The organism is Microtetraspora sp. NBRC 13810 (assembly GCF_030268685.1).
Lineage (GTDB): Bacteria > Actinomycetota > Actinomycetes > Streptosporangiales > Streptosporangiaceae > BSRQ01.
In genome coordinates, this window is record NZ_BSRQ01000002.1 from 79,631 (window position 1) to 105,657 (window position 26,027).

General features: G+C 73.2%; 30 protein-coding genes. 9 read left to right on the forward strand and 21 right to left on the reverse strand.

All coding sequences use genetic code 11. The features are described 5' to 3' along the window. Positions 1 to 21: 21 nt before the first annotated feature. The 4 genes from QSK26_RS04150 to QSK26_RS04165 form a co-directional block, all read right to left on the reverse strand. Positions 22 to 447, reverse strand: coding sequence for an ATP-binding protein (locus tag QSK26_RS04150; RefSeq protein ID WP_285773605.1), 426 nt, complete (start codon positions 445 to 447; stop codon positions 22 to 24). 143 nt (positions 448 to 590) lie between these two features. Continuing rightward, positions 591 to 2,513, reverse strand: a complete 1,923-nt coding sequence (locus QSK26_RS04155) for a helix-turn-helix domain-containing protein (protein WP_285773606.1) — start codon at positions 2,511 to 2,513, stop codon at positions 591 to 593. 284 nt (positions 2,514 to 2,797) lie between these two features. Beyond that, positions 2,798 to 4,213, reverse strand: coding sequence for a S28 family serine protease (locus tag QSK26_RS04160; RefSeq protein WP_285773607.1), 1,416 nt, complete (start codon positions 4,211 to 4,213; stop codon positions 2,798 to 2,800). A 100-nt stretch (positions 4,214 to 4,313) separates the two neighbouring features. Continuing rightward, positions 4,314 to 4,754, reverse strand: a complete 441-nt coding sequence (locus QSK26_RS04165) for an ester cyclase (protein ID WP_285773608.1) — start codon at positions 4,752 to 4,754, stop codon at positions 4,314 to 4,316. Between the two features lie 170 nt (positions 4,755 to 4,924). On the opposite strand from QSK26_RS04165, the gene QSK26_RS04170 reads away from it, so the two are divergent. From QSK26_RS04170 to QSK26_RS04180, 3 genes are all read left to right on the forward strand, one after another. Continuing rightward, on the forward strand, positions 4,925 to 5,914 hold the full coding sequence (locus tag QSK26_RS04170) for a pirin family protein (RefSeq protein WP_285773609.1): 990 nt from the start codon (positions 4,925 to 4,927) through the stop codon (positions 5,912 to 5,914). Between the two features lie 4 nt (positions 5,915 to 5,918). Further along, positions 5,919 to 6,236 carry a tetratricopeptide repeat protein gene (locus QSK26_RS04175; protein ID WP_285773610.1) on the forward strand — a complete coding sequence of 106 codons (318 nt, stop codon included), beginning with the start codon at positions 5,919 to 5,921 and terminating at the stop codon, positions 6,234 to 6,236. A 121-nt stretch (positions 6,237 to 6,357) separates the two neighbouring features. Then, complete coding sequence (locus QSK26_RS04180; RefSeq protein ID WP_285773611.1) at positions 6,358 to 6,567, forward strand: TOBE domain-containing protein; 210 nt, start codon at positions 6,358 to 6,360, stop codon at positions 6,565 to 6,567. Between the two features lie 27 nt (positions 6,568 to 6,594). On the opposite strand, the gene QSK26_RS04185 is transcribed toward QSK26_RS04180, so the two are convergent. The 16 genes from QSK26_RS04185 to QSK26_RS04260 all read right to left on the reverse strand — a co-directional run bounded on the left by QSK26_RS04185 (position 6,595) and on the right by QSK26_RS04260 (position 19,085). Next, positions 6,595 to 6,762, reverse strand: coding sequence for a hypothetical protein (locus QSK26_RS04185; RefSeq protein ID WP_285773612.1), 168 nt, complete (start codon positions 6,760 to 6,762; stop codon positions 6,595 to 6,597). After that, positions 6,762 to 7,043 carry a muconolactone Delta-isomerase family protein gene (locus QSK26_RS04190; protein ID WP_285773613.1) on the reverse strand — a complete coding sequence of 94 codons (282 nt, stop codon included), beginning with the start codon at positions 7,041 to 7,043 and terminating at the stop codon, positions 6,762 to 6,764. The genes QSK26_RS04185 and QSK26_RS04190 overlap by 1 nt, the downstream gene beginning before the upstream one ends. Before the next feature lie 122 nt (positions 7,044 to 7,165). Then, on the reverse strand, positions 7,166 to 7,870 hold the full coding sequence (locus QSK26_RS04195) for an alpha/beta fold hydrolase (RefSeq protein ID WP_285773614.1): 705 nt from the start codon (positions 7,868 to 7,870) through the stop codon (positions 7,166 to 7,168). Then, a complete protein-coding gene (locus tag QSK26_RS04200) occupies positions 7,867 to 8,946 on the reverse strand; it encodes a Rieske 2Fe-2S domain-containing protein (RefSeq protein WP_285773615.1) in 1,080 nt (359 codons plus the stop codon). Before QSK26_RS04200 ends, QSK26_RS04195 begins: the two co-directional genes overlap by 4 nt. A gap of 31 nt (positions 8,947 to 8,977) precedes the next feature. Beyond that, positions 8,978 to 9,274, reverse strand: a complete 297-nt coding sequence (locus QSK26_RS04205; RefSeq protein WP_285773616.1) for a hypothetical protein — start codon at positions 9,272 to 9,274, stop codon at positions 8,978 to 8,980. Beyond that, a complete protein-coding gene (locus QSK26_RS04210; RefSeq protein WP_285773617.1) occupies positions 9,271 to 10,077 on the reverse strand; it encodes a DODA-type extradiol aromatic ring-opening family dioxygenase in 807 nt (268 codons plus the stop codon). Before QSK26_RS04210 ends, QSK26_RS04205 begins: the two co-directional genes overlap by 4 nt. Next, positions 10,070 to 10,768, reverse strand: a complete 699-nt coding sequence (locus QSK26_RS04215; RefSeq protein WP_285773618.1) for a 4-carboxy-4-hydroxy-2-oxoadipate aldolase/oxaloacetate decarboxylase — start codon at positions 10,766 to 10,768, stop codon at positions 10,070 to 10,072. Before QSK26_RS04215 ends, QSK26_RS04210 begins: the two co-directional genes overlap by 8 nt. An 8-nt stretch (positions 10,769 to 10,776) precedes the next feature. Continuing rightward, a complete protein-coding gene (locus QSK26_RS04220; RefSeq protein ID WP_285773619.1) occupies positions 10,777 to 11,508 on the reverse strand; it encodes a PIG-L deacetylase family protein in 732 nt (243 codons plus the stop codon). A gap of 35 nt (positions 11,509 to 11,543) precedes the next feature. Continuing rightward, positions 11,544 to 12,647, reverse strand: coding sequence for a PDR/VanB family oxidoreductase (locus QSK26_RS04225; protein WP_285773620.1), 1,104 nt, complete (start codon positions 12,645 to 12,647; stop codon positions 11,544 to 11,546). Positions 12,648 to 12,886: 239 nt separating this feature from the next. Continuing rightward, positions 12,887 to 13,567: a response regulator gene (locus tag QSK26_RS04230; protein WP_285773621.1), complete on the reverse strand. Its 681-nt coding sequence runs from the start codon at positions 13,565 to 13,567 to the stop codon at positions 12,887 to 12,889. Continuing rightward, positions 13,564 to 15,078, reverse strand: a complete 1,515-nt coding sequence (locus QSK26_RS04235; RefSeq protein WP_285773622.1) for a sensor histidine kinase — start codon at positions 15,076 to 15,078, stop codon at positions 13,564 to 13,566. Before QSK26_RS04235 ends, QSK26_RS04230 begins: the two co-directional genes overlap by 4 nt. Before the next feature lie 155 nt (positions 15,079 to 15,233). Further along, complete coding sequence (locus QSK26_RS04240; protein WP_285773623.1) at positions 15,234 to 15,422, reverse strand: hypothetical protein; 189 nt, start codon at positions 15,420 to 15,422, stop codon at positions 15,234 to 15,236. A gap of 416 nt (positions 15,423 to 15,838) precedes the next feature. Beyond that, entirely contained in the window at positions 15,839 to 16,531 is a 693-nt protein-coding gene (locus QSK26_RS04245; protein WP_285773624.1) for an IclR family transcriptional regulator, read from the reverse strand. Then, entirely contained in the window at positions 16,528 to 17,802 is a 1,275-nt protein-coding gene (locus QSK26_RS04250; RefSeq protein ID WP_285773625.1) for a cytochrome P450, read from the reverse strand. Before QSK26_RS04250 ends, QSK26_RS04245 begins: the two co-directional genes overlap by 4 nt. A 21-nt stretch (positions 17,803 to 17,823) precedes the next feature. Next, a complete protein-coding gene (locus QSK26_RS04255) occupies positions 17,824 to 18,588 on the reverse strand; it encodes an alpha/beta fold hydrolase (RefSeq protein WP_285773626.1) in 765 nt (254 codons plus the stop codon). Then, complete coding sequence (locus tag QSK26_RS04260) at positions 18,534 to 19,085, reverse strand: ATP-binding protein (protein ID WP_285773627.1); 552 nt, start codon at positions 19,083 to 19,085, stop codon at positions 18,534 to 18,536. The genes QSK26_RS04255 and QSK26_RS04260 overlap by 55 nt, the downstream gene beginning before the upstream one ends. Before the next feature lie 545 nt (positions 19,086 to 19,630). Here QSK26_RS04260 and QSK26_RS04265 point away from each other — a divergent pair. The 6 genes from QSK26_RS04265 to rbsD are packed head-to-tail and all read left to right on the forward strand — an operon-like array spanning position 19,631 to position 25,368. Then, the gene (locus QSK26_RS04265; RefSeq protein ID WP_285773628.1) at positions 19,631 to 20,638 is read left to right on the forward strand and encodes a LacI family DNA-binding transcriptional regulator; all 1,008 of its coding nucleotides are present in this window, start codon (positions 19,631 to 19,633) and stop codon (positions 20,636 to 20,638) included. Continuing rightward, positions 20,635 to 22,143, forward strand: coding sequence for a sugar ABC transporter ATP-binding protein (locus tag QSK26_RS04270; protein ID WP_285773629.1), 1,509 nt, complete (start codon positions 20,635 to 20,637; stop codon positions 22,141 to 22,143). The genes QSK26_RS04265 and QSK26_RS04270 overlap by 4 nt, the downstream gene beginning before the upstream one ends. Then, positions 22,133 to 23,095 carry an ABC transporter permease gene (locus QSK26_RS42070; RefSeq protein ID WP_502888664.1) on the forward strand — a complete coding sequence of 321 codons (963 nt, stop codon included), beginning with the start codon at positions 22,133 to 22,135 and terminating at the stop codon, positions 23,093 to 23,095. Before QSK26_RS04270 ends, QSK26_RS42070 begins: the two co-directional genes overlap by 11 nt. Before the next feature lie 37 nt (positions 23,096 to 23,132). After that, positions 23,133 to 24,095 (forward strand): substrate-binding domain-containing protein, encoded by a 963-nt coding sequence (locus tag QSK26_RS42075; protein WP_502888665.1) that lies wholly within the window; start codon positions 23,133 to 23,135, stop codon positions 24,093 to 24,095. Next, a complete protein-coding gene (locus QSK26_RS04280) occupies positions 24,092 to 24,982 on the forward strand; it encodes a ribokinase (protein ID WP_285773630.1) in 891 nt (296 codons plus the stop codon). The genes QSK26_RS42075 and QSK26_RS04280 overlap by 4 nt, the downstream gene beginning before the upstream one ends. Then, entirely contained in the window at positions 24,979 to 25,368 is a 390-nt protein-coding gene (gene rbsD, locus QSK26_RS04285; protein ID WP_285773631.1) for a D-ribose pyranase, read from the forward strand. Before QSK26_RS04280 ends, rbsD begins: the two co-directional genes overlap by 4 nt. Here the strand turns inward: rbsD and QSK26_RS04290 are convergent. After that, positions 25,358 to 25,924: a TetR/AcrR family transcriptional regulator gene (locus tag QSK26_RS04290; RefSeq protein ID WP_285773632.1), complete on the reverse strand. Its 567-nt coding sequence runs from the start codon at positions 25,922 to 25,924 to the stop codon at positions 25,358 to 25,360. The two genes, rbsD and QSK26_RS04290, sit on opposite strands and share 11 nt — an antisense overlap. Positions 25,925 to 26,027 lie beyond the last annotated feature (103 nt).

Genomic DNA, 26,027 nt, shown 5'->3' on the forward strand with positions numbered 1-26,027 from the left:
CCGGTCAGGGCGCCGGGCAGGTCATCGTGCCAGGGCGACGGACTGCGTCCACCAGACGACCTTGCCGAATCCCACGGGGGCGGGCTGGCAACCCCATTCCCTGGCCAGCGCGTCCACGATGGTCATGCCCCGATGGCACTCGTCGTCATCCGTCGCGTGCACCAGGCGGGGCGGACGGGGATCAGGGTCGCTGATCTCGAAGCGCAGCGTGCCGGCCGCCAGGACGATCGCGACGTGCAGGAAGCCGGTGCGCCGCAGCTCGGGGTGGACGTGCCTGACGGCGTTGGTCACGACCTCCGAGGTGATCAGCATGGCATCGCCGACGCCCTCCCTCTCCACCTCCCAGAAGAAGAGGATCTCCTCCACGGCCCGGCGCGCGCCGGACGGGGCGAAGCCGTCCAGGTGCCACTCGTAGCACGCGTACCGTTCCTGTAGCACGTTGTTCATCACCACCGCCGCCAGCCGTCCGCACCGTTCACCGTCGTGTCTCCGATGCTAGGCCGACCTGCGCCGCGGCCCGGGTTTCTGTTTGCACAGTGAAAGGGCCATCCGGTTTCCCATTGGGGAGTGAAAGACGGCGGCGGGATCCGTCAGGCGATCTCCCGCCGCCGCGGGACCGCCCGCCCGTCCAGGATCCGCACGGCGAGGATCAGGTCGTACCGGGCCGAGGGCGCGTTCAGCAGCGACCTGGCCAGGATGGCTTCGACGCGGAGCATGCGCTTGCGCGCGGCCGGGACGGAGAGCGCGAGCACCTCCGCGGTCACGTCCAGCCGGGCGTTGCTGTTCAGCCAGGCGCGCAGCGTCTCCAGCAGTTGCGGCTCCGCGTCGCGCAGCGGGGACAGGTGGGCCTCCGCCCAGTACCGCGCCTGCGGCGTGTCGATGAGCACGTCCAGCGCGACGGCCTCCGGTTCGCCCGACGTGTGCCGTGCCGCCTGCTCCAGCAGCCGCAGCGCGAGCTGGATCTCCGCCTGGGTGCGCAGGTCGCCCAGGTCGCAGCCGAGCAGCCCTTCGATGTGCCGCAGCCGGGCGGACAGGGTGTTCCGGTGGATCTTCATCTGCTTCGCCGCGCCGTTGTAGAAGGCGAGCCAGGAGGCGAGGGTGGCCGTCAGCTCGTCCGCGTCGGGGTCCTGGCGGCGTTCGGGGCGGTACTCCAGCAGCCGGCGGAGCTTCCGCAGCGCCCACGGCAGCCCGCCGGGGCCGAGCAGCGCCGTGATGTCCTCACGGATGCTGAACGTGGCGCACCGCGCGGGCGTGCCCCGGGCCACCGCCAGCGCGTGGAACGCCTGCTCGTACCCGGCCGCCGTGTCGTGCAGGGCGACGACCCGCCCGGCGCCGACGTAGCAGCCCGGCCGGGTCTCGGCGAGCGACCGCAGCGCCTGGTCCAGCGGCCCGTCGGCCTCCTCCGACTCGGCCGGGGCCAGCACGATGAGGTGCCGGGTGTAGACCGGGCAGCGGACGATCCAGGCCCGGCCGCCGGTCATGTCGGCGCAGGTGCGCTCGTAGTCGGGCCGCTGACCGGCCGGGCACTCCACGATGTACACCCGGGTGATCTCGGGGAGCCGTGCCCCCAGCGCCCGGGTGACCCGCCGGGCCCCCTGGATGTTGCCCAGCATGAGCAGGTGCAGGGTCGCCTCGCGGCTGTGCGCCACCGCCTGGTCGACCTGTCTGCCGCGTGCCCGCAGCTCCTCCACCCGCCAGCGCAGCCACACCAGGCCCGCCGCGTCGGCCACGAGGCCGCGCAGCGGCGCGGGGAACGCCTCGTCCCTGACCAGGACGAGCACGGCGCTGGGCTCCTCGCCGCCGATGGACATGATGTGCGCCACCCGGGGAGCCAGGTCGATCGCGGCCGACCAGGTCTGCTTGGCGACGACCCGCTCGATGTCCGGGCGCGCCCGGGTGAGGACGTCCTCCGGCAGGTCCGGGTACGCGTACAGCACCGTGCCGCCGGGGCCGACCAGGGCCACGGAGCCGGAGATCTGCCGGGCCAGCCAGCGCAGCAGGCGGCGCAGGCCGTCCGGTTCCAGCACCAGGCGTTGCATGGTCTTGACCTCGTCGGCGTACCTGCGGCGTTCGCGTTGCTCCTCGCGGCGGATCACCGGGAAGAGCCGGGTCCACGCCTGCGACGCGCCGTCCGGGACCGTCAGCAGCGGGACGCCGGACCGGCGGGCCGCCGCGGCGAGTTCCTCGGGCACCCCGGCGCAGCCGGCGATGACGACTCCGGCGACCCCGCCGCGGGCCAGCTCGCCGAGCCGCGCCCCGGCCCGCCGTACGTCGTCCGCCGTCCCCCACGCGGGGGCCTGGGACGGGTCGTGCGCGGCGGGTGAGGCGTTCGCCGCGGGCAGCAGGAGCAGGACGTTCCGCATCGCGTCGACGCGGGCGGACTCCCCCTCGGCCGCCCAGGCGCCCTCGACGACCGCCTCCACGGGACGGTCGCCGTAGCGTGCCGCGTCCGCGCTCTCGGCGAACCTGAGGTCCAGCTCCGGCCGTCTCGTCAGGGCGCCCAGCGTCGGCATCCGCGCCGCCCTCCGGCGTCAGCGCCCGGCCCGCGCGGCGTCGGCCCGCCGCCGGCCGCCACTGCCGTGTCCTCCCACTGCCAGCCCCCTTCTGCCGCAGGTCGGTACGGGGGGTGCGAGTACGGGGGGTGCGATGCGCGGGAACGCGTGGCCCCTGGCGGGCCAGGATTCGACGGTATCACCGGGTGGGCGGCCGGGACCGGGGCGATCCTGGCCCTGCCGCTGCCACCCTTCGCCGGGAACGGCCCGCCGCGGTGGCGGGCCGTTCCCGGCTTCGGGCCCGGTTACGAGTCCGCGGGCCTGCGGGTGGGGAGCATGTCGTCGAAGGGGAGGCCGGCCGCCTTCTGCAGCGGCCCGGTGTCCGTGACTCCCGCCCAGCGGCGCAGGGTGGCCGTCGCCGCGGCGCGGTCCGCCTCGGCCAGCCGGGAGATGTTCGCGCCGTGGTTGGCGCCCGGGGCGACGTACCGGTGGGAGTCCCGCCTGCTCGGGCTGAACTGCTCGGCGCTCCACGGGTCGTTCTCGCCGTAGACGAACATCATCCGCTCGGCGCGGGTCCGCACCCACGTGTCCACGTCGAGCATCGGCAGCGGGTTGTACCCGGACCGGAGCTCGGCCGGGATCGAGGAGTTGGGCTGGTAGAGGTCGGGGTAGCGGGTCAGGCCGCGCAGGTGCCGGAAGGCGAGGTCGGGCCAGCCGAGCTGGGTGGCCGCCTGGTAGTAGTACGGCGTGTAGTAGTCCAGCCCCTGGTCGGTGTAGAAGCCGAAGAACGCCACGGCGTCGATCCAGGCGTACAGCTCGTCATCCGTGGCCGTCGCCGCAGGCACGCCGGCGCACGCGGACACGTCGGAGTACTGCCAGAAGGCCCACGCCGTGTCCAGGACCGTCATCTCGAAGGACCGGTCGGCGGTGCCCAGCGTCCTGGCGAAGGTGTAGCCGTTGTCCGCCGCGTACGCCGCGACGCGCGGCACCAGCCGGTCGCGCCGCTTGAGCGCCTCACGCTGCACGTTCTCCAGCGCGGTACGGCACGCCTGGTCGCCGACGCCGGCGAAGAATCTGTCGTACTCGTGGTCGAGCGGGTTCAGCCGGTCGTTGGGCGCGACGTAGGCCACCACGCCGTCCACGTCCTCGGGATAGAACCGCCGGTGGTAGACCGACGTCATGCCGCCCTTGCTGGCGCCCGTCTGGATCCACCTGCCCGAGTAGATCGTCTTGAGCGCCTGGACGATCCGGTGCTCGTCCGTCGCCTCCTGCCAGATGGTCAGGTCGTCCCAGTCGGCCGGGGACGGGCGGGAGTCGCGGAAGAAGCGGTGTTCCACCGAGACCTGGTTGCCGTCGAGCAGTTGGGTGGGCTCGGTACGGGAGGCGGTGGGGTTCACCGCCAGGCCGTAGCCGTTGGTGGACAGCACGACGGGCGCCCCGGCGGACCGGTGCAGCAGGGTGAGCCGCTGCTCGAAGGTCGCCCCGCGCGGCTTCCTGTGGTCCACCGGCTGGGTGTACCGCAGGACGAAGAACCGGTAGCCGGCCGGCTGGGTCTCCGACACGACGGTGAGACCGGGGATGGCCTGGAGCCTGGTCAGCAGGTCGTCCGCGGCGACGACGGCGGCCGGCGCGGACCGGGCGCCGGCGGGGAGGGCGGTCAGGGTGAGGGCCGTCGCGACGGCGACGGCGGACGCCAGGGCGGGCAGTAATCGGAATCGCACGGTTCGCGTCTCCTTGAAGGTGGGCTGCGCCCACCGACGCTATACCGCGATCATTCGTGACTGTAATGCCCTCTTCCATAACCTCGGCAAAGCTGGTGGATCAAACCCATGGGGGGTCCTCGCCGAACCGGAGGGAGCCGCCGATCTGGGCCGCCAGCTCGAACTGGTCATAGTAGATCCGGTGGCTGGCGATCAGGCCGTCCTCCAGGAAGGACACGCTGCACGCCCGGACGGTGATCGGGCGCCCGGTCGGCTCGACGGTCCCGCCGCCCGGCACCAGGTACGGCCCCTTGTGGGTGCCGGTGAGGGTGTACTCCGCCACGAGGCTGTCGGTGGACGTGGTCACCGACTGGGGGGTGCACCGGGAGTCCGGGAACGCCTCGATGAACTGACCGTAGTACGAGGCGATCTCCTCCCGGTCCTGCCCTATGCCGTCCGGTGCGACCAGCACGGCTCCCCGGCTGAAGCATTGCGCGAGCCCGTCGAGATCGTGACGGTTGAAGGTCTTGCGCAGCCGGTTCAGGGCACGAAGATCCGTCATCTAGGAGGACACCCCTTAGACAAGTCCGATTTGTGTTGCTTCGTCACGATAGCGCGGTTTCATGAAGTTTTGTGAGTGTCCCGGCGAGGCTCGCCCTCCACGGGAATGGTTCGGCGGCCGGACGCGTTACTCCGGGCAACAAGTTGAAGGTTCAACCACCGGGAGGGGCCATGCCCGCCATCACCGCCGACACCCTCACGCTCCCGCGGGTGGCCGTGCCCGACCCCGCCGTGACCGTCCAGCGTCCCGTCCGCGTCGTGACCACCGCCCCCAGCGGCTTCGAGGGCGAGGGCTTCCCGGTCCGCCGGGCCTTCGCCGGCGTGCCGGCGTCCACGCTCGACCCCTTCCTGCACATGGACCAGATGGGCGAGGTCGAGTACGCCCCCGGCGAGCCCAAGGGCACGCCCTGGCACCCGCACCGCGGCTTCGAGACCGTCACCTACATCATCGACGGGATCTTCGAACACCAGGACTCCAACGGCGGCGGCGGGACGATCACCGACGGCGACACGCAGTGGATGACCGCCGGAGCCGGGATCCTGCACATCGAGAAGCCGCCGGAGCACCTGGTGCTGTCCGGCGGGCTGTTCCACGGCGTCCAGCTGTGGGTGAACCTGCCGCGCAGCGACAAGTTCAGCCCGCCGCGCTACCAGGACATCCGTGGCCGGCAGGCCGCCCTGCTGTCGTCCGACGACGGCGGGACGCTGCTCCGGGTGATCGCCGGCGAGCTGGCCGGGCACACCGGTCCCGGCTCGACGTTCACCCCGATCTCGCTGGTGCACGCGACGCTCAGCCCCGGCGCGCGGCTGAACCTGCCGTGGAACCCCGGCTTCAACGCGCTGGCCTACGTGCTGGCCGGTCAGGGCAGCGCGGGCGACGAGCGGCGGCCGGTCCGCAAGGGCCAGCTCGCGGTGTTCGGGCCCGGCGACGCGCTCACCCTCGCCGCCGACCCCGGCCAGCCGTCCGCCGAGCCGAATCTGGAGGTGCTGGTCCTCGGCGGGCGGCCGATCAAGGAGCCGGTGGTGCACTACGGCCCCTTCGTGATGAACACCAGGGCAGAGATCGTCAAGGCGATGGAGGACTACCAGGCGGGCCGCCTGGGCGTCATCCCCGCGGAGCGCGTCCCGCACGCGCACGGGGAGTTCCCCGGAGAGGAGTAGGACCATGACCGCCGAGACGTTGATGGCCGAGTTCGAGCGCGGCACGCTGTTCTTCGAGGCGCAGGACTACATCGGCGCCTCGAAGATCCTGGCCGAGGTCGTCAGGCGGGCCCCGGACAACCTGGCGGCGCGGCTGCTGCTCGCCCGCGCCTACTACCACTCGGCGCAGCTTGGCCGGGCCGAGGCCGAGCTGCGCAGGGTGCTGGAGCGCGACCCCGCCGAGTCCTACGCCTGCCTGCTGCTCGGCCGCACGTTGCAACGGCGGAACCGGCCGCAGGAGGCGCTGCCGTACCTGCGGCTGCACGCCGCCATGACCGGTTGACCCCGCCGCTTTCCCCCTCGCCGGCCTGGCTGGGCCGGGGACAGGCCGCTCCGCCCGCCGAGGTGTCGCATATCGCCGGCCGGGAAGAGCTGACAGTGCAGGTCCGACGAGGGGGGAAGCGATGCGGTTGAGTGCGCGTAACAAGATCCCGGCCCAGGTCGTCGCCATCACGCACGGTGAGGCGACGGCCAACGTGGAGCTGGACGCGGGCGGTCTGCGCCTGGTGGCGTCCATCACCCAGGAGGCGGCGCGCGAGCTGGGGCTCGCGCAGGGCAGCCAGGTCATCACGTTGATCAAGGCGTCCGACGTGATCCTCGCGGTCGAGGACTGACGGGCCGCCCCGCGTGGCGGGGCCCGGTCAGCGGGCGGCTGACCGGCAGGCGGGCTCCTCGTGCTCGTGCTCGTCCAGCCAGTCCCACATCTCCACCGGGTCGTCGCCGGCGTGCGTCCGCCCGCACCAGCAGCGGCCCACGAGCTGACCGGCTGCCGCGCGCAGGGACACGCGGAGCGTGCGCGCGCCGTCCACTAGCGGTCCCGCTCCTGCGGGTGGGTGGCCAGCGCCTCGACGGTGACGTCCAGCCAGGGGGCCATCGGCAGGGACATGAGGGCGTCGTGCAGCTCCGCCGGATCGTCGGCCTCGTACAGGCCGATCGTCGCGGTACGGCCGGGCACCCGCCACAGCCGCTTGAGGATGCCGGCCTCGCGGAGTTCCACGGCACGGGCGCGTTCGGCCCTGCGCAGCTCCTCGCGCTGCTCGGCGGGGGTGCTGGCGGGCAGGCGGTTCTCGGACCTGACGAGGAACTCCACGTCGTCTCCTTCTGTGGGCCGGGGGGCGTTCCCTCGGCTGAGGGTGGGGAAGGCGGCCTGTCGGCCGAGGTGGGAGCGGCCTTCCGGCTGCGGGTGGGGTGGGATTCCGGCTGCGGGTGGGATCAGCCGGCCAGTTCCAGCAGGACGTCGGCGAGTGCCTTCGGGGCGGTGACCATCGCCTCGTGGCCGGTGTCGAGCTCGCGGACCGGCCAGCCGCGTTCCCTGGCCCGGCCGGCCTGCTCCCGGAAGACCCGCATCCACGCCACGCACTCCACGAACGCGGCGGGCACCCCGGCGGCGGCGCCGGTGAGGCGGAGCGGATCGGTGTAGGTCCGCCACGGGTGCGGGGTCAGCCTCGGGGTCAGCCAGTCCACGTCGGCCTGCTCGGTCACCCCGAGCACGGACAGCTTGCGGACCGGGACGAGCCAGCCGAACCCCGGACCGGCCGCCGCCTCGGCCCAGTGCCGGGCCACGGTCTCCGGCAGCAGGTCGCGCGCCGCCTCGCCGTCCTCCCCCGCGAACGCGTCGAGGTACACCAGCCTGGCGACCGCGGCGGGCCGCCGGTCGGCGACCGCGGTGATCACCTGCCCGGCGTAGCTGTGCCCCACCAGCACCACGTCACGCGACGCGAGGACGTCCAGGAGCCGGACCACGTCCTCGACGTGCGTGTCCAGGCCCACCTGCGGGGAAAGCAGATGGGCGCGCTCCGACAGCCCGGTCAGCGTCGGGGCGTGCACGTCGTGCCCGGCGGCCCGCAGATGCGGCGCCACCCGGTCCCAGCACCACCCGCCGTGCCACGCGCCGTGCACCAGGACGAAGGCGCTCACGTGGCCACCCCCGTGGCCGCCCCCGTGGCAGCCGGGCGGGTACGGCGGGCCGGTGCCGCCGCGCCCGCCTCCTTCGCCGCCATCTTCTCCAGCAGCCGCCGGCCGCGGATGCCGGCCACGTCGGAGCGGATGCTCGACTCCCGGACGCCGTCGGGTTCGGTGGCCACCATCACCTCCTGGATCTCCAGGGCGTCGACGTCCTCCTTCATCACGGCGAGCTGCTGGTCGAGCTGGAACTTCGACAGCTCCTCGTCGTGGATGCGGTAGTCGCGGCCCAGCGCGAAGAAGTCGTGCGTCTCCGTCTCGGTGGCCGGGGTCAGCCCGTAGAGGACCTTCATGTGGAAGCCCTCGGGCTCCTCGGTGCCGGTGGGCGCGAGCCGGATGTTGAGCTGGAAGATGCCGGGGGCGTAGAAGTCGCCGTCCTGCCAGCGGTCGATCGGCGACGTGAGACCCATCGACTTCTCGTAGAAGGGCGGCGCCTCGATGCCGACCATGTGCCGGGTGAAGGACACCCGGTGCCCCTCGCTGGTCACGTCGATCGGGGTGGCCGCGACGGCGGCGTTGCCGATGCTGCCCGGGTGCAGGAACGTCTCGTGGGTCAGGTCGAGCAGGTTCTCCACCAGCAGCAGGTGCCGGGCCTTGAGCGGCACGACGCCGTGCACGTGGGTCCAGCCCGGAGAGGTGAGCCAGGACGTGTCGGGCAGCAGGCTCTCGTCGGCCTGCTCCGGGTCGCCCGGCCAGATCCAGACGACGCCGTCGCGTTCCACCAGCGGGAAGCGGTGCACCGACGCCTTCGGCCGGTCCGACTGCTCGGCGACGCCGACGCAGCCGCCGGTGCCGTCGATCCGGTAGCCGTGGTAGTTGCACTCGATGACGTCGCCGTCCAGGCGGCCCAGCGACAGCGGGAACCTGCGGTGCGGGCAGCGGTCCTCGATCGCGTTCACCGTGCCGTCCAGCAACCGGTAGAAGCAGACGGGACGGCCGGCGATCCAGCGCTGCATCAGCTTCCGGCCGACCTCGTCGGCCCAGGCGCCCATGTACCAGCCGTTCATGACCAGTCGTGCGGGTGAAGCCATGGAGACTCCTCGGGGAGGTGGAGGTGGGCGGTCAGGATCCGGCGGCGTCCCGGTCGCGGGCGGTCATCCGGCACCCCGTCCAGGCCAGCAGCGGGTGGGCGCCGGCCGCCACGCAGGTGTCCACGTCCAGCGTGGCCAGCGCCGTGGCCTCGGCCTCGGAGAGCCCGTACTCGGCGACCAGGCCGGCCGCGTCGTCGAGGTACCTGCGGCGCAGGGCCGGGTCGCGGAAGTCGCGGAGCAGCCGGTTGAACGCGTAGTTCTCCGGGGCCGGGTACCGGTAGTAGTTGTATCCCTGGTTCCTGAACTCGAAGGGCGGCTTACGGCTCACGACGCCACCGCCGGGTCCCAGACGACGACGCCCTGGCCGTGGTGCCAGACCTTCTGGTAACTCAGCACCCGGCCGGGCGACCGCTTCCCCATCGCCCCCCACAGGACGAACCACGCCAGCATCTCGCCCTCGCCGACCTCGTCGAGCTGGGGCGGGGTGAGGTCGAGGACCGGGTCGAGGTCGTTCTCCTCGATCCGCTCGATGATCCACTCGTCGAAGGCGAACTCCGGGTGCGGGTAGCGCGGCGTGCCGGGGAAGTGCGACATCCCGCCGCTGGCCAGGACGGCGACCCGCTCCGGACGGCCGGCGATCACCTCGCCGATCGCCCTGCCCAGCGCCTCGCACCGGCGGCCGGTGGGCAGCGGCGGCAGGTAGACGTTGACGAGCAGCGGGATGACCGGGATGTCGCGGTCCCCGAGCACGTAGCGGAACGGCGTGGCGAACGCGTGGCCCAGTTCGGCGTGCTGGGAGTACGCCAGGTCGAAGCCGCGCTCGACCAGCCCCTCCAGCAGGGCGGTGGCCAGCTCGCGGTGCACCGGGTGGTCGAAGCGCTCGCCGCCGAACTCGCCGGTGGCGCGCTCCCCGGTGACCAGGGTGAAGGTGGGGACGAGGTCGAGCGAGAAGGTCTCCAGGTGGTCGGTGCCGATCACCAGCAGCACGTCGGGCCGCGTCTCGTCGAGGACCCGGCCGAGTTCGAGGAGCGCGTCCCGGCTGGCCGCCAGCTTCTCCTCGTCCTCGCCGGCGAACTTCTGCAGCAGCTGGGGCGCGTGCACCCCGGCCATCGCGGCGACGATCTCACCCATCTCGGCCTCCACTGGTCGTCTGGTCGTCGATGTAGGTCACGCCAAGGCGGGCGAGGGTCTCCCGCATGCCGTACAGGTCCAGGCCGAGGACGCCGGCCTGGAACTTCTCGCGTTTCTCCTGCTCGTTCGCCTCGCGGGCGAGGGCGCGGGCCGCCACCTCGGGCGCGTCCTCCAGGGGCAGGCACAGCACGCCGTCGTCGTCGGCGACGATCACGTCCCCGGGACGCACGTACGCCCCGGCGGCCACCACGGGCACGTTCACCGACCCGGGGGTGGCCTTGACGGTGCCCTGGGCGGAGATCGCGCGCGCCCAGACCGGGAACCCCATCGCGGTCAGCTCGGCGACGTCGCGCACGCCCGCGTCGATGACCAGCCCGCGCACGCCGCGCGCGGTGAGCTGGGTGGCGAACAGCCCGCCGAACATGCCGTCGGTGGACGGGCTCGTCGTCGCGACCACGAGCACGTCGCCCGGTCCGCACTGCTCGATGCAGGCGTGCAGCATCAGGTTGTCGCCGGGCTGGCTGAGCACGGTGACGGCCCGGCCCGCGACCCGCGCGCCGGGGTAGATCGGGCGCAGCACGGGCTGGGCGAGGCCGCGGCGGCCCATCGCCTCGTGCGTGGTGGCCACGCCGAGCCGCCCGACGACCGCCACGGCCTCCGGATCGGGCTGCCGGTCGGTTCGTACGATCACATGCTGGTTCATCGGAGTTCGTCCCCCACGGTCGGGAAGGTCCGCTGGTATGCCTCGGCGTGCGTGACGGTCTTCGGGGCGCCGTTGCGGACCGCCTGTACGCCCCGGCGCAGGCCGAGGTCGGTGTAGTAGCGCACCAGGTGTTCCTGGGCGGTCATCCGGCTCATCGCCTCGGCCTTCACGTCGAAGACCGGCGTGACGTCGAGCAGCAGGTCGGGGACGAACCCGCAGACCTCCGGCTGGTGCGGTTCGAACTGGAGCACCTGGGCGGCGCCCAGCGGGCGGGTCGCCGGGTCGTGGCCGTGCGCCTGGGCGATCATGCGGGTGAGCAGGGTGGTCTCGTGGGCCTGGTTGTGGTCCCGGTTGTAGGGGTCGTCGGCCACGTGGGTGAGCAGGACGTCCGGCCGCCGCGCGCGCATGACGCCGGCGATCCGGTCCACCGCCGCCTCGTCCACCCGCAGCGGATAGTCGCCGAGGTCGAGGAACTCGATGCTCGCGCCGAGCACCCCGGCCGCCGCGGACGCCTCGGCCCGCCGGGCCTCCTTGACCCGCTCCAGCGTCATGCCCTCCCGCTGCCACAGGCCCTGTGACTCGCCCCGCTCACCGAAGCTCAGGCACAGCACGTGCACGCTGCCGCCGCGCCGCGCGGTCAGCGCGATCGCGCCGCCCGCGCGCCAGACGAAGTCACCGGAGTGCGCGCTGACGACCAGTACGGACGGGTTCCCTGGGGAGTCGGCCATGGGGCTCCAGATCGGGGAGGAGGTGGCTTGCGGGGTCACAGGTCGAGCACCAGGCGGGCGCCGCGGCACCGGGAGACGCAGATCATCATCGTGTCCCCGGCGGCCCGCTCCTCGTCGGTGAGCAGGGAGTCGCGGTGGTCGGGCTCGCCTTCCAGCACGACGGTCTCGCAGGTGCCGCAGATCCCCTCGGTGCAGGAGGAGAGGACGTCGATCCCGGCGTCCTCCAGCGCCTGGAGCACGGACGTGCCCGCCGGCACCGGGACGGTGAGCCCGGAGCGGGCGCAGACGACGTCGAACGCGGTGTCCTCGCCCTCGGCGGCCACCGGCGCGGCGGCGAACCGCTCGACGCGCAGCGTGCCGGGGGCGCGGTCGCGGCACCGGAGCTCCACCGCCTCGATCAGGCCGGCGGGCCCGCAGCAGTAGACCAGGGCGTCCCGCTCCGGCCCGCCGAGGACGGCGTCCAGGTCGAGCAGGCCGGTCTCGTCCTGGGGATGCACGTGAACGCGGTCTCCGTGGCGGGCCAGCTCGCCGAGGAAGGCCATCGACGCGCGGGTACGCCCGCCGTAGTGGAGCACCCAGTCGGCGCCCGCCGCGGCCACCGCCCCGACCATCGGCAGCAGCGGCGTGATGCCGATGCCGCCGGCCACGAACACGTACCGCTCCGCGGGCCGCAGCGGGAAGTTGTTGCGCGGTCCGCGGACCCGCACGGTGGCGCCCTCGGCCAGTTCGTCGGCGATCCACCGGGACCCGCCGCGCCCGCCGGGCTCCCGCAGCACCGCGATGCGCCAGCGGGCCCGCTCGGCCGGGTCGCCGCACAGCGAGTACTGCCGGACCGGCCCGCCGGGCAGCAGCACGTCGATGTGCGCGCCGGGCGTCCAGGCGGGCAGCGTCCCGCCGGACGGCAGCGCGAGCCGCACGCCGACGACGCCCTCGGCCTCGTCCCCGCGCGCCACGACGACGAGGTCGGCCTCGGCCTCGGAGCCGGTACGGGTCGCCGTCGCCGGCACGTCGAGGACGATGGGCGCGATCACGGTGGCGGTGGCCCTCTCTGCGATGTCGCCGGGCGGCACGGCCCCGGCGACCGCGCTCGCGAACAACCGTAGGAACCCGCCCGCCCCGGTGAATCGGCCAGACGTCACCCCCACGCCGACCGATCCGACCCGCCGCCCCTACGTCATTTGTCGCACCCACCCGGCCACACCGACCCGCACCCACCCGGCCACGTCAGCCCGCGCCCACCCGGCCACGGGAGACGGGCCGATCCCCGCCCGGCCGCGGGAGGCGGGCCGATCCCGCCCGGGGTGCCGCTCCCCCCGGGGAGACCCGGGGAGGGCTTCCCGCTCGGAGGCCGCTTCCCGCCCCGGGGGCGGAGGGGGCGTCAGGCGGGTGGTGGGATGAGGCCCTCGCGGATGGCGAGGAGGGCGGCCTGGGTGCGGGAGGAGAGCTGGAGCTTGGACAGGACGTTGCTGACGTGGGTGCGGGCGGTGCGTTCGCTGATGGCCAGGCGGTCGGCGATGTCGCGGTTGGCGTGGCCCTGGGCGACCAGGGTGAGGATCTCCCGCTCGCGGGCGGTGAGCGAGGTGAGCCCGACGTTGGGCGCGGTCATCCGCCGGGTGAGCTGGCGGGCGACCGCGGAGTCCAGGTGCACCTCGCCCTCCGCGGCGGCCCTGACCGCCATCACGACCTCGTCGGGGTCGGCGTCCTTGAGCAGGTAGCCGGCCGCGCCGGCGGCGAGCGCGGCGTGCACCCGTTCCGCCTCGCCGAAGCTCGACAACACGACGACCCGCACGCCGGGGTGGGCCCGCACGATGGCCGCGGTCGCCTCCACCCCGCCCATCCGCGGCATCTGCAGGTCCATCAGCACCACGTCGGGCAGCGGCTCGCCGAGCGTCTCCCACTGCCGCAGCAGGGCGACCGCCTGCTGCCCGTCGGCCGCCTCCCCCACCACCCGCAGCCCGGCCACGGTGTCGGTGTAGGCCAGCAGCCCGCGGCGGACGATGGCGTGGTCGTCCACGACCATGATCCGGATGACCCGGTCCGGGTCCGCGTCGCCTCTCACGGCGCGTCCCCCGTCCCGGCGCCCGGCCCCGGCAGGGTCACCGCGACGGTCCAGCCGCCCGCGGGTCGGGGACCGGCGGCGACGAGGCCGCCCCAGCGCTGGGCGCGTTCCCGCATGGACACCAGGCCGAGGGTCGCCTGGCCGGGGTCCTCGGCCGCGGGCGTACGGCTGGGGCCGCAGCCGTTGTCCGCGACCTCGACGGTCAGGCCGCCGCCCGCCGACCTGGCGAACCGGATGGCCACCTCGGTGGCGTGGGCGTGCTTGATCACGTTGTGCAGCGCCTCCTGGACGATGCGGTAGACGTCTTCCTGCGCGTCGACGCCCAGGTCCGGTTCCAGCCCGCCCGCGGCCTGGACGTCGACGGCCAGGCCGGTGCGCGCCTCCAGGCTCTCGGCGTGCACCCGGACGGCGTCGACGAGGCCGCGTTCCGCGAGGTCCAGCGGGCGCAGTTCGAAGACGAGGCCGCGCAGGTCGGCCAGTGCGCTCTGGGAGAGCTCGGCGAGTTCCTCGGCGCCGCTGCGCACGCTCGCCGGGTCGGCGTCCGGGCGGTCGAGCTGGGCGCGCAGCGCCTTGGCCTGCATGCGCATCGAGAAGAGCTGCTGCACCACGGAGTCGTGCAGGTCCCTGGCCAGCCGCCGCCGCTCGTGGGTGCGGGTCTGCGCGACCAGCGCGGCGGTGTCGATGGCGACCGCGGCGTGGTCGGCCATCGCCTCCAGGAAGGCCAGCGAGCTGGCGCCGGGATCCTCCCCCGGCACGTAGTACGCGTTGATCACGCCGACGGTGCGCCCGCGGACCGTCAGCGGCATGGACACGAAGCCGTCCCAGTCGGGGTAGCCCATGATGGCGTGCAACGGCTCCCAGGCCGGGTCGGCGAGGATCGCGGGCTTGCGGTTCGGCACCACGACCGGCGCGCCCTGCTGGAAGGCGTCCATGAAGCGGACCCGGGCGCCCCGGCGGCGGCAGGCGCTGAGCCGCTCGGTGAAGTCCCGGGCGTCGCCGAACCCGGCCATGCCGAGCACCCGCAGCTCGTCCTGCGGGTCGTCCAGCGCGAGGATCTGCACGGCCGCGATGTTCGCCGTCATCACGACCTCGCGGGCCACCGCGTCCAGGGTCGCGCGCAGCGAGAACGCGTCGGCGACGCTGGAGGCGGCCCTGACGATGGCGGTCAGCCGCTCCTGCTGCCGGACGGCGTCGGTCACGTCGCTGAACCAGACCGCGTAGCCGCCGGCGGCCACCGGGGCGATGCGGTATTCGAGGTCGCGCCGCCGCCCGCCCGGAGCCGGCCACGAGGTGCGGCAGACGTCCCCCCTGACCTTGAGGTCGAACGGCGACCCGTCGCCCACCAGGTCGTCCGCGGCGCGGCCGAGGATGTCCGCGGCGGCAGGGTTGACCAGGGTGAACCGGCCGTGCCGGTCGAGCAGGGCCAGGCCCCCGGCGGACACCGCCAGCAGGGCCCCGACGGCCTCGTCCACCGTGCCCGGCGGCCGGGCAGCGCCGGCAGTGGACTCCACGTCGCTCCGCACCTCTGCCTGGTCGAGCGGCCCGGCACTCACGTCAGGCCCGCGTGTCGCCCCGAATGGTACTACACGGTAAAACGCCGACAAACCGCTTGAACAACGCACGCCGCGGCCCTGCCGTACCGGGGACGGCGGGGCCGCGGGCCCGTTCACCGCGTGGCGGGCGCCGGCCGCGGACCGGTCGCGTCCGCGGCGGACGGCTCCGGCTGGCGCAGCCCGAGGATGGCCAGGAAGCTGATCAGGCACAGTGCCGTCACGTACACCGCGATCGCCGTCGAGGACCCGTAGGCGTCGAACAGCGCGGTCGCGGCGATCGGCGTCACCGCGCCGCCGATCATGCCGCCGAGCTGGTAGGCGATGGAGATCCCGCTGTAGCGGGTGACCCGGCTGGCGGCTCCGCCGTACCGGACCGAGATCTCCTACCTGCCGCTGGGCGTGGTGACGATCATCCGGGCTTCTCGCCGGCACCCGGCTGGGCCACGGCCTGGACGAGGGGGTGACGATGGGGCCGCTGCACAGCCCGCGGCAGGCGGAGTACGTGCGGGACCTGGTCGCGCGGGCGCGCGAGTCCGGCGCCGAGGTCCGCGAGTTCGGTACGGCGGCTTCGCGCACAGCGGCATGGGCCGTGAGATGGGCGTCGAGGGCGTCCGCGAGTTCATGGACACGCACTCCGTCGGCTTCCCCGCCTGAGGGCGGACGGGTCTCCCGTACGGAACCGGCCCGTGGCGCCGGGACGCACGGGCCGGTCCTCCCGTTACAGCAGGCGGGCGATCTGGGCGGCGCTGGCGAGGACGAGCGGGGCGATGTGCGCGGCGTCCCGCTCGCCGATGGTGACGACTCCCACGCTGGCCTCGGCGGCGCGGCCGGGCGTGGCGATCGGCACGGCGACGCCCCACGCGCCCGGCTGCAACTCGCCGGAGGTGACCGAGTAGCCGGCGGCCCGCGCCTCGCCGATCTCCGGGCGCTCCCCGGGCAGCGCCGCCCGGCCGGCCAGTATGGCGATGCCGGAGGCCCCCCGGTCCGCGGGGTGCCGGGTGCCGGCCCGGTAGGACACGTGGAACTGCGACGCCCGCGGCTCGGCCACGGTGAGCACGACCGCCTGGTCCTCGTCGGTGTCGAGCACCGTGATGAACGCGGTGGCGTTGCACGTGTCGGCCAGCACCTGGAGCGCGGACGCCGCCGCGGTGCGCAGCCGGTGTTGCACGGCGGCGTTGAGTTCGACGATGCCGAGGCCGAGGGTGAACCGGCCGCCGATCCTGGCGACCAGCCGGTGGTTGCCGAGCGCGGTCAGGTGGCGGGAGACCGCGTTGCGGTGGATGCCGGCCACCTGGGCGAGCTCGGTGATGGTGAGCCCGTCCGGGTGGTCGCGGAGGATCTCCAGGAGCCGCAGCCCGGTGTCGATGGTCTTCGAGCCCGGCACGGTCGACGGGTGCTGCTCGGTGGTCATTCCACACCCAGCCGGGCGACGGGGGTGTAGCGCAGCGGCAGGTGCTTGACCCCGGCGATGAAGTTCGACACCAGCCGGACGGGCGGCCCGGCGAGTTCGACGTCCGGCAGCCGCCAGAGGAACTCGTGGTAGAACGCCCGCAGTTGCAGCCGGGCGAAACGGGCGCCGAGGCACACGTGGGGACCGTCGCCGAAGGAAACGTGATCGTTGTCCCGCCGGGCGACGTCGAACGTCATCGGGTCGGGGAACCGCCGCTCGTCGTAGTTGGCGGCGGCGTGGAAGACGACGACCTTGTCCCCGGCGGCGATGGGCCGCCCGGCCAGCTCGGTGTCGTGCACGGCGGTGCGCCGGAAGCTGAGCACCGGCGGGTGCCAGCGCAGCATCTCCTCGATCGCCGAGTCGAGCAGCCCGGGGTCGGCGAGCAGCCTGCGGTGCTCCCCCGGGTGGCCGAGCAGCGCGATCACCCCGCCGGGCAGCGCCGAGCGCACGGTGTCGTTGCCCGCGATGACCAGCAGGAAGAAGAACATCGACAGCTCGGGGTCGCTGAGCCGCTGCCCGTCCACCTCGGCCGTGGCCAGCGCGGTCATGATGTCGTCGGCCGGGTTGCGCCGCTTGTACTCGGCGAGGGCGTGCGCGTACTCGAACATGTCGGTGAGCATGGCCGGGGAGCGCGGGTTGACCGGTTCGCCGTTCGGGCCGCGGACCACGGTCGCGTGGTCGGGATCCTGGTAGCCGACGACCCGGTTCGTCCACGCCAGGATCTGGCCCCGGTCCGCGGCCGGGATGCCGAGGAGGTCGGCGAGGTTCTGGATCGGGTAGTCGTCGGTCACGTCCACCGGCAGGTCGCACGCGCCGCGTTCGGCGATCTCGTCGACGAGCAGCCGGGCCCGGGTCGCGATGCCGTGCGCGAAGCGCTCGACCCGGCCGGGGGTGAACACGCCGGAGACGATCCGCCGGAGCCTGCCGTGGTCCGGCGGATCGAGGTTGAGCATCATCCGCCGGATGAACGACAGGTCGGCCGGATCGGGGTCGCGGATCTGCGTGGCGCCGGTCCAGGAGCTGTACTCGGTCGGCGACCGCAGCACCCGTACGACGTCCGCGTGCCGGGTCACCGCCCAGAAACCGGGCCCGGCCGGCCAGTCGTCGACCGCGTGCTCCTCCTGCCAGCGCACCGGCTCCTCGTCGCGCGACCGCCGGTATGTCTCATGCGGGATGCCCTGCGCGTAGATGCGCGGGTCGAACACGTTGAGCGTCGTGTTCATGTCAATCATGGGCACCCCTCGTACAGACCGTCAGGCGGTCAGAAAACGTTCAAGAGCCGACACAAGAGCCAACGGCGTCTCATCGATCGCGTAGTGTCCGGCGTCTGTCAGGACAAGCAGCTCGGCGTTCGGGTACCACTGCAACCAGGTGCCCCGCATGACGTCGGCGGACAGCGCCGGGTCGTGCGCGCCGGCGATGAGGAGCGCGGGCGTGGCGTTGCCCTCGACCTCCGCGTGGAAGTCGGTCCCGGCCCAGGCGTCCAGGTAGGCCCGGAAGGCGGGCGCCGCGGAGTTGCGCACGGAGGCGTCCACCATCTCGTCCAGCCACCTGGCGGGGAGCCGGTTGCCGGTGGTGAGGTCGATGATCGCCCGGCGGTTGGCGGGCTCCTCGGCCGCGCCGGCGAACAGGCCCCAGCCCTGCTCGTCGAACGGGACGCCGGAGGCCGGCACCGGGGAGACGCCGACGAGCTTGCGCACCCGGCCCGGCGCGTCCAGCATCACCCGCTGCATCGCCGTGCCGCCCATGGAGTGGCCCACCAGGGAGAAGGTCTCCCAGCCGAGCTTGTCGGCGAGCGCGATCACGTCCGCGGCGATCTCGGCGAGGGTGAACTCACCGGCGAGGTCACGGGCCTCGCCGTAGCCGCGGTAGTCGGGGAAGGCGTAGGTGAAGGCGTCGCCGTCCAGGTAGGGCTGGATCTTGCTGAAGGAGGTGCGGTCGCCGAACCAGCCGTGCAGCGCGATTACGCGGTGCGGCCCGGAACCGCGGACATCGTGGGGTAGGACGACGGAGGACATGGCGGATTCTCCTTCGTGTTCAGGACGCCGGTTGAGGATCGGTCAGCGAAGAACGGTTCGCCCACGCCGCCCAGGCACGCGAGGCTGAACCAGACGTACTTGCCGTCACCGCACCGGACGGCGCCCCACTGGTCGGCCTGGGCCTCGACGAGGAAGAGGCCGCGGCCGCTCTCGGCGAAGAAGTCGGGCGTCCGGGGCCGGGGCAGGGTCGGGTCGGGGTCGCACACGGCCAGCCAGACGACACTGGAACCCGCCCGCACGTTGATCCTTATGCCGGAGACGTCGCGGGCGGCCGGGGCCGCGTGCTGGACGGCGTTGGTGACCAGCTCGCTGGTCAGTTCCGCGATCGTCGCCTCGTCGGCTGCGTTTAGGCGCAGGTCCCAGGAGGCGAGCATCGCCGTCACCCACCGCCGGGCGACCGAGGAGGCGACCGGCGAGCAGGGGAGGTCGCACCAGCGGGAGAGCTGCCTGCCGCGGAGTTCGCTGACGTCGTTCACGAGGCGCTCGCTCCGGCCGGCGCTAACAGCTCGCGACGGTACTCCGGGCGGGCGCCGGTGCGGGGTCCCGGACCGGCGTCGCCGTTCACGCGGCGCCCCGGCGGGCTGGGTCGGATCCGGCTGCGGGTGTCAGGCGACGGCTCACGAACACGGCGTGGACTTCTCCCGAGATGCCCACATAATGGGCACAGTGGTCAAAAGATGGGCGTGCAGTGAGGAAAGCATCCGGCCGGAACAAGCCCGTTGTCAACGCGAATGACAGAAGATGTCGATCTTTCTTGTCGGCGGCGTGCCACCCCCTCCCACAGGGCCCCGGAAGACCGGACACGCAGCACGATCCGGGCAGGCACCGCCCCCTTGCCGAGGGGCGGATGCACGGCCACCGGACGACCATTTCCGCGACACGGGGCGGCCCTCCCCATGGAAGAGCCCCTTCACCGGTACGGCCGGGCGACCGGCGCACTGTGACACAAGTCACAGTTTGATGAGTTTACATCCATGTAATCGATTACATACCCTCGTGAAATCGATTACATGGAGGGCCGGTGGCTCGTATCAAGGACGTCGCCGCGTACGCGGGTGTATCCGTCGCGACGGTCTCCCGCGTGCTCAACAGCAACCCCTCGGTCACCGCGGAGACCCGCGACCGGGTCTACGCCGCGATGACCGCGCTGAACTACCGGCCCAACGCGGTCGCCCGGTCGCTGCGCACCGAGGCCACCAGGACGCTCGGGCTGATCATCGGGGACATCCTCAACCCCTTCTTCACCGAACTCGCGCGGGCGGTCGAGGACGAGGCCCGCGAAGCCGGGTACACCGTCGTCATCGGCAACGCCGACGAGCGGGCCGACCAGCAGGACCACTACGTGCGCACCCTGCTGGAGCAGCGGGTGGACGGGCTGCTGATCTGCCCCACGGCCGAGGTGACCCCGCTGGTGGAGGAGCTGGCCGGCGGGGACCTGCCGCTGGTCTTCCTGGACCGGACGCTGCCCGGGATGGAGGTGCCCTCGGTCCGGGTGGACGGCACCGGGGCCATCACCGAGCTCGTCGCCCACCTGCGCGCGCTCGGCCACCTGCGGGTGGCCTTCGTCTCCGGCCCCGGCACGCTGTCCACCGGCCGGGAGCGCACCGAGGCGTTCCTCGCCGCCGCGTCCGCCAACGGCCTCGACGTCCCCGCGGAGTACGTCCGGGTGGGCGACTTCCGCGCGGGCAGCGGCCAGGCGCTCACCTCGGCGCTCCTCGACCTCCCGGAACCACCCGAAGTGATCTTCCTGGGCGACAACCTGATGGCGCTCGGCGCCCTCGACGAGATCCGGAAGCGGGGACTGCGGGTCCCGGACGACATCGCGCTGGCCTCCTTCGACGACGTGCCGTGGTTCGCGCACACCCACCCGCCGATCACCGCGATCAGCCAGCCGACGGCGGAGCTGGGCCGGCGCGCGGTGCGGGTGATCCTCGGCCGCCTGCGCGGCGAACCCGCCGAGTCGGTGGTGCTGCCCGCCGTCCTCACCGTCCGCGAGTCGTGCGGCGAGGCAGGAAGGGTCGCCCTGTGAACGGAGCCGAGGAGATCCTCCGGGTCGAAGGACTGGGCAAGACCTTCCCCGGCGTGGTCGCACTGGACGGCGTGGACTTCGATCTGCGGGCGGGCGAGGTCCACGTCCTGCTCGGGGAGAACGGCGCGGGCAAGAGCACGCTCATCAAGATGCTGTCCGGCGCCTACCAGCCCGACGCGGGCCGCATCCTGCTCGACGGCTCCCCCGTGCACATCCGCACGGCGGCCGAGGCGCGGCGGCTCGGCATCGCCACCATCTACCAGGAGTTCAACCTGGTCCCGCAGCTCACCGTCGCGGAGAACCTCGCGCTCGGCCGGCCGCCGCGCAGGTTCGGGTTCGTGGACACCCGGCGCATGCACGACCAGGCCAGGGAACTGCTGGACCGGGTCGGCATCGACGTCGACCCGCGCGCCCGGGTGGCCGAGCTCGGCATCGCCCGGATGCAGATGGTGGAGATCGCCAAGGCGCTCGCCCTCGACGCCCGCGTCCTGATCATGGACGAACCGACCGCCGTGCTGACCACCGGCGAGGTCGAACGGCTCTTCACCATGGTCCGCCAGCTCCGCGACCGGGGGGTGGCGATCGTCTTCATCACCCACCACCTGGAGGAGATCGCCCGGCTCGGCGACCGGGTGACCGTGCTGCGGGACGGCAGGTCGGTGCGCGAGGTGCCCGCGACGACGCCCCAGGACGAGCTGGTCCGGCTCATGGTGGGCCGTCCCATCGACCAGCAGTATCCGCGCGCCGCCGGCGACCCCGGCGCCCCCCTGCTCAAGGTGAGCGGCCTCACCCGGGCCGGCGCCTTCGCCGGCGTGTCCTTCGAGATCCGCGCCGGAGAGGTCGTCGGGCTCGCCGGGCTGGTCGGCGCCGGCCGTACCGAGGTGGCGCGGGCGGTCTTCGGCGCCGACCCGTACGACTCGGGCGAGGTGCTCATGGACGGCCGCCCGCTGCCGCGGACGAACGTGCGCGCCGCCATGGAGGCCGGGCTCGGCCTGGTCCCCGAGGACCGCAAGGGCCAGGGGCTCGTGCTCGGCGCCGACGTCGCGGAGAACCTCGGCCTGGTCACCCTCAGCCGCTCCGGCAGGGGCGGCTTCGTCGACCGGGCCGGCCGGCGGAAGGAGGCCGGCGAGGTGGCGGGCCGGCTGGGCGTGCGGATGAGCAACCTCGGCCAGGAGGTCCGCACGCTCTCCGGCGGCAACCAACAGAAGATCGTGATCGGCAAGTGGCTGCTCGCCGACGCCCGCGTGCTCATCCTCGACGAGCCCACGCGCGGCATCGACGTCGGAGCCAAGGTCGAGATCTACCAACTGATCAATTCGCTGACCGCCTCGGGACACGCGGTGCTCATGATCTCCAGCGACCTGCCGGAGATCCTCGGGATGAGCGATCGGGTCCTGGTCATGGCGAGGGGCAGGCTCGTCGGCGAGCTCGACGCCGCCCAGGCGACCCAGGACGCCGTGATGGCCCTCGCCGTCACCGAGGTGGAGGAGACCCGTGTCCACTAACGTGCTCACCAGGCGACCGGCGGTGCGGAGCCTCCTCGCCGAGAACGGCGCCCTCGGCGCGCTGATCGTGCTGGCGGTCGCGCTGTCGCTGCTGTCGCCCGACTTCCTGACCGTGACCAACCTGCTCAACGTGGGCGTGCAGGCCGCGGTCACCGCGATCCTCGCGTTCGGCGCGACGTTCGTCATCATCACCGCGGGGATCGACCTGTCGGTGGGCGCCGTCGCCGCGCTGTCCGCGATCGTGCTCGCCTGGACGGCCACCGAGGCCGGGCTCCCCTGGCCGGTGGCCACCGTGGTCGCCCTGGTCGTCGGGCTCGCCTGCGGCCTGGTCAACGCGGCCCTGATCGCGTACGGCAAGCTGCCGCCGTTCATCGCCACGCTGGCCATGCTCGGCGTGGCGAGAGGGCTGGCCCTGGTCGTCTCGCAGGGCAGCCCGATCACCATGCCGGACGCGGTGTCCCACCTCGGCGACACGATCGGCGGCTACCTCCCGGTGCCGGTGCTGGTCATGGCGCTGATGGGGATCATCGCGGCGGTGATCCTGAACCGCACCTACCCGGGCCGCGCGATGTACGCCATCGGCGGCAACGAGGAGGCCGCCCGGCTGTCCGGCATCGCGGTCAACCGGCAGAAGCTCGTCACCTACGCGCTGTCCGGCGTCTTCGCCGCGGTGGCCGGCATCGTGCTGGCCAGCCGCCTCGCCTCCGCGCAGCCCCAGGCGGCCTCCGGCTACGAGCTGGACGCCATCGCCGCCGTGGTGATCGGCGGGGCCAGCCTGTCGGGCGGCAAGGGCCGGGCGTTCGGCACGCTGGTCGGGGCGCTGATCCTGGCCGTGCTGCGCAACGGCCTGAACCTGCTGTCCGTCTCGTCCTTCTGGCAGCAGGTCGTCATCGGAGTGGTGATCGCGCTGGCCGTTCTGCTCGACACGTTGCGCCGGCGCGGCGCCAACTGAAACCCGAAGATCAACCCACAGCAAGAAGGTGACCACCATGCGCATCCCCGCCCTCGTCGTGGCCGGAGCGGCACTCGCCCTCGGCCTCACCGCCTGCGGCTCCGGTTCCTCCTCGACCGGGTCCGCCGACGCCGGCGGCTCCGGCGGCTCCGGCTCGGGGGTGAAGATCGGCATGTCGATCTCCACCCTGAACAACCCGTACTTCGTGCAGCTGCGCGACGGCGCCGAGGCCGAGGCGAAGAAGCTGGGCGTCACGCTGACCGTGACCGACGCCCAGAACGACGCCTCCCAGCAGGTCAACCAGGTACAGAACTTCACCAGCCAGGCGATGAAGGCGATCATCCTCAACCCGGTCGACTCCGACGCCGCCGCGCCCGCCGCCAAGCTCGCCGAGCGGTCCAGCATCCCGGTGGTGGCGGTGGACCGCGGCGTCAACAACGCCTCGGTGGCGCAGACGGTGGCCTCCGACAACGTGGCCGGCGGGAAGCTCGCCGCCGAGGAGCTGGCCAAGCAGCTCGCGGAGAAGGGCAAGGTCGTCGTCCTGCAGGGCGTGGCCGGCACCTCCGCCTCCCGGGACCGCGGCCAGGGCTTCACCGAGGGCATCAAGGCATACCCCGGCATCCAGGTCGTCGCCCAGCAGCCCGCGGACTTCGACCGCACCAAGGGCCTGGACGTCATGACGAACCTGCTCCAGTCGCACCCCGACCTCACCGGCGTCTTCGCCGAGAACGACGAGATGGCGCTCGGCGCGATCAAGGCCCTGGGCGCGAAGGCCGGCAAGGAGGTCAAGGTGGTGGCCTTCGACGGCACCCCGGACGGCCTGAAGGCCATCCAGGACGGCACCCTCGGCGCGAGCGTCGCCCAGCAGCCGGCCCTCCTCGGCCAGCAGGCCGTGCAGAACGCGGTCAAGGCCGCGCAGGGCCAGACGCTGGAGGCCACGGTGAACGTGCCGGTGAAGATCGCGAACAAGGACAACGTCGCCGAGTTCGCCACCTCATGACGCCGTCGTACGACGTGGTGGTGGCCGGGTCGGTGAACGCGGACCTCGTCGTGCGGGTGGCGCGGCGGCCGGGGCCGGGTGAGACCGTCCTCGGCTCGGACCTGGCGACGTTCCCCGGCGGCAAGGGCGCGAACCAGGCGGTGGCCGCGGCCCGGCTCGGCGCGCGGACGGCGTTCCTCGGCCGGGTCGGCTCGGACGCGCACGGCCGGCTGCTGCGCGAGTCGCTGGCCCGCGACGGCGTGGACCTGCGGCACCTGCGGGAGACCGACGGGCCGAGCGGCGTCGCGCTGATCACCGTGGGCCCCGGGGGCGACAACAGCATCATCGTCTCCCCCGGCGCGAACGGCAGGCTGGACGCCGAGGACGTGGCGGAGGCGGACGGCCTGCTGCGCTCGGCCCGGGTCGTCTCGCTGCAACTGGAGATCCCGCTGCCCGCCGTGCTCGCCGCGGCGCGGGCGGCCCGCCGGGTGGTGTTCAACCTCTCCCCGCCCGCCCCGGTGCCGGCCGAACTGCTGGCGCGCTGCGACCCGCTGGTGGTCAACGAGCACGAGGCCGCCTTCGTGCTCGGGGACACCGGGTCGCCCGTACGGCTGGCACGGGCGCTGCTCGCGCTCGGCCCGCGGTCGGTCGTGATCACGCTGGGCGCCGAGGGCGCGGTCGCCGCCGGACGCGACGGCGACGTCACCGCGATCCCGAGTCCCCGGGTCGAGGCCGTGGACACCACGGGCGCCGGGGACGCGTTCACCGGCGCGCTCGCCTGGCGGCTGGCCAGGGGCGACAAGCTGCCCGACGCCACGGCGTTCGCGGCCCGGGTGGGCGCGGCGACCGTGCGGCGGCCCGGCGCCCAGAGTTCGTATCCGCGGCTGACCGAGGTGGAGGGCCTGTGAAGCGTTCGGGGATCATCAACGCCGCCCTGGCCGGGGCGATCGCGCGGCTGGGCCACACCGACGAGGTGCTGGTCTGCGACAGCGGGATGCCGCTGCCGCCCGGCGCCAACGTGGTGGACCTCGCCTTCCTGCCGGGGATCCCGTCCTTCGCCGACGTCCTCGACGGCCTCCTCGCCGAGATCGTGGTGGAGGGCGCCACGGCGGCGCAGGAGGTGCGCACCGCCAACCCGGCCTGCGCCGCCCTGCTCGCCGAACGCCTGACGGACCCGGTCTACGTGCCGCACGAGGACCTCAAACGGCTCAGCCACCGGGCCAGGCTGGTCATCCGCACCGGCGAGGCGCACCCGTACGCCAACGTGATCCTCCGGTGCGGCGTCACGTTCTGATGCGGGCGGCGAGCAGGCCGAGGACGCCGTCCACGGCCTGGGCGAACGGCTCGGCGGAGCCGGCGGCGCGGGCGAGCACGTAACCGCCCTGGAGGACCGCGACGACGGCGGACGCCGTGGCGAGCGGGTCGAGCCCGGCGTCGAACTCGCCGCGGTCACGGCCCTCGGCCAGCACCCCGGCGAGCCGGCCGTGCAGCCAGGCGAAGGTCTCCTCGACCGGGCGGCGCAGCGCCGGGTCGGCCATCACGTCCGGGTCCTGGGTGAGCCGGCCGATCGGGCAGCCTCTGAGGACGTCGCGCTCCCGCCGCAGGTAGGCGGTGATCCTCTCGACCGCCGTGCCGGGAGCGGCGAACCGCGCCTCGGCCTCGGCGCGCATCTCCTCGGCGCTGCGGCCGATCGCGGCGAGCGCGAGGTCGGACTTGCCGCCGAAGTGGTGGTACATGCTGCCCTGGCCCACCCCGGACCGCTGCTGGATGGCCTTCGGGCTGGTGCCGACGTAACCGCGCTCCCACAGCAGCTCGCGGGTGCTCTCGATGAGGCGTTCCAAAGTGCTCACGCCCTCAATGTACCTACCGGTAGGTCCAGCACATGCCGTCGCAAGTTTTTTCCAGCCTTACGCAAGCCCTTGCGCATGTTTACGCCGAGCATTTCCGCGCCAT

Excerpts from the sequence above, each read along its gene's own strand:
- QSK26_RS04150 (WP_285773605.1), bottom strand. The coding sequence starts at position 447 with ATGAACAACGTGCTACAGGAACGGTACGCGTGCTACGAGTGGCACCTG.
- QSK26_RS04155 (WP_285773606.1), bottom strand. The coding sequence starts at position 2,513 with ATGCCGACGCTGGGCGCCCTGACGAGACGGCCGGAGCTGGACCTCAGG.
- QSK26_RS04165 (WP_285773608.1), bottom strand. The coding sequence starts at position 4,754 with ATGACGGATCTTCGTGCCCTGAACCGGCTGCGCAAGACCTTCAACCGT.
- QSK26_RS04170 (WP_285773609.1), top strand. The coding sequence starts at position 4,925 with ATGCCCGCCATCACCGCCGACACCCTCACGCTCCCGCGGGTGGCCGTG.
- QSK26_RS04175 (WP_285773610.1), top strand. The coding sequence starts at position 5,919 with ATGACCGCCGAGACGTTGATGGCCGAGTTCGAGCGCGGCACGCTGTTC.
- QSK26_RS04180 (WP_285773611.1), top strand. The coding sequence starts at position 6,358 with ATGCGGTTGAGTGCGCGTAACAAGATCCCGGCCCAGGTCGTCGCCATC.
- QSK26_RS04200 (WP_285773615.1), bottom strand. The coding sequence starts at position 8,946 with ATGGCTTCACCCGCACGACTGGTCATGAACGGCTGGTACATGGGCGCC.
- QSK26_RS04210 (WP_285773617.1), bottom strand. The coding sequence starts at position 10,077 with ATGGGTGAGATCGTCGCCGCGATGGCCGGGGTGCACGCGCCCCAGCTG.
- QSK26_RS04220 (WP_285773619.1), bottom strand. The coding sequence starts at position 11,508 with ATGGCCGACTCCCCAGGGAACCCGTCCGTACTGGTCGTCAGCGCGCAC.
- QSK26_RS04240 (WP_285773623.1), bottom strand. The coding sequence starts at position 15,422 with ATGATCGGCGGCGCGGTGACGCCGATCGCCGCGACCGCGCTGTTCGAC.
- QSK26_RS04245 (WP_285773624.1), bottom strand. The coding sequence starts at position 16,531 with ATGACCACCGAGCAGCACCCGTCGACCGTGCCGGGCTCGAAGACCATC.
- QSK26_RS04250 (WP_285773625.1), bottom strand. The coding sequence starts at position 17,802 with ATGATTGACATGAACACGACGCTCAACGTGTTCGACCCGCGCATCTAC.
- QSK26_RS04255 (WP_285773626.1), bottom strand. The coding sequence starts at position 18,588 with ATGTCCTCCGTCGTCCTACCCCACGATGTCCGCGGTTCCGGGCCGCAC.
- QSK26_RS42075 (WP_502888665.1), top strand. The coding sequence starts at position 23,133 with ATGCGCATCCCCGCCCTCGTCGTGGCCGGAGCGGCACTCGCCCTCGGC.
- QSK26_RS04280 (WP_285773630.1), top strand. The coding sequence starts at position 24,092 with ATGACGCCGTCGTACGACGTGGTGGTGGCCGGGTCGGTGAACGCGGAC.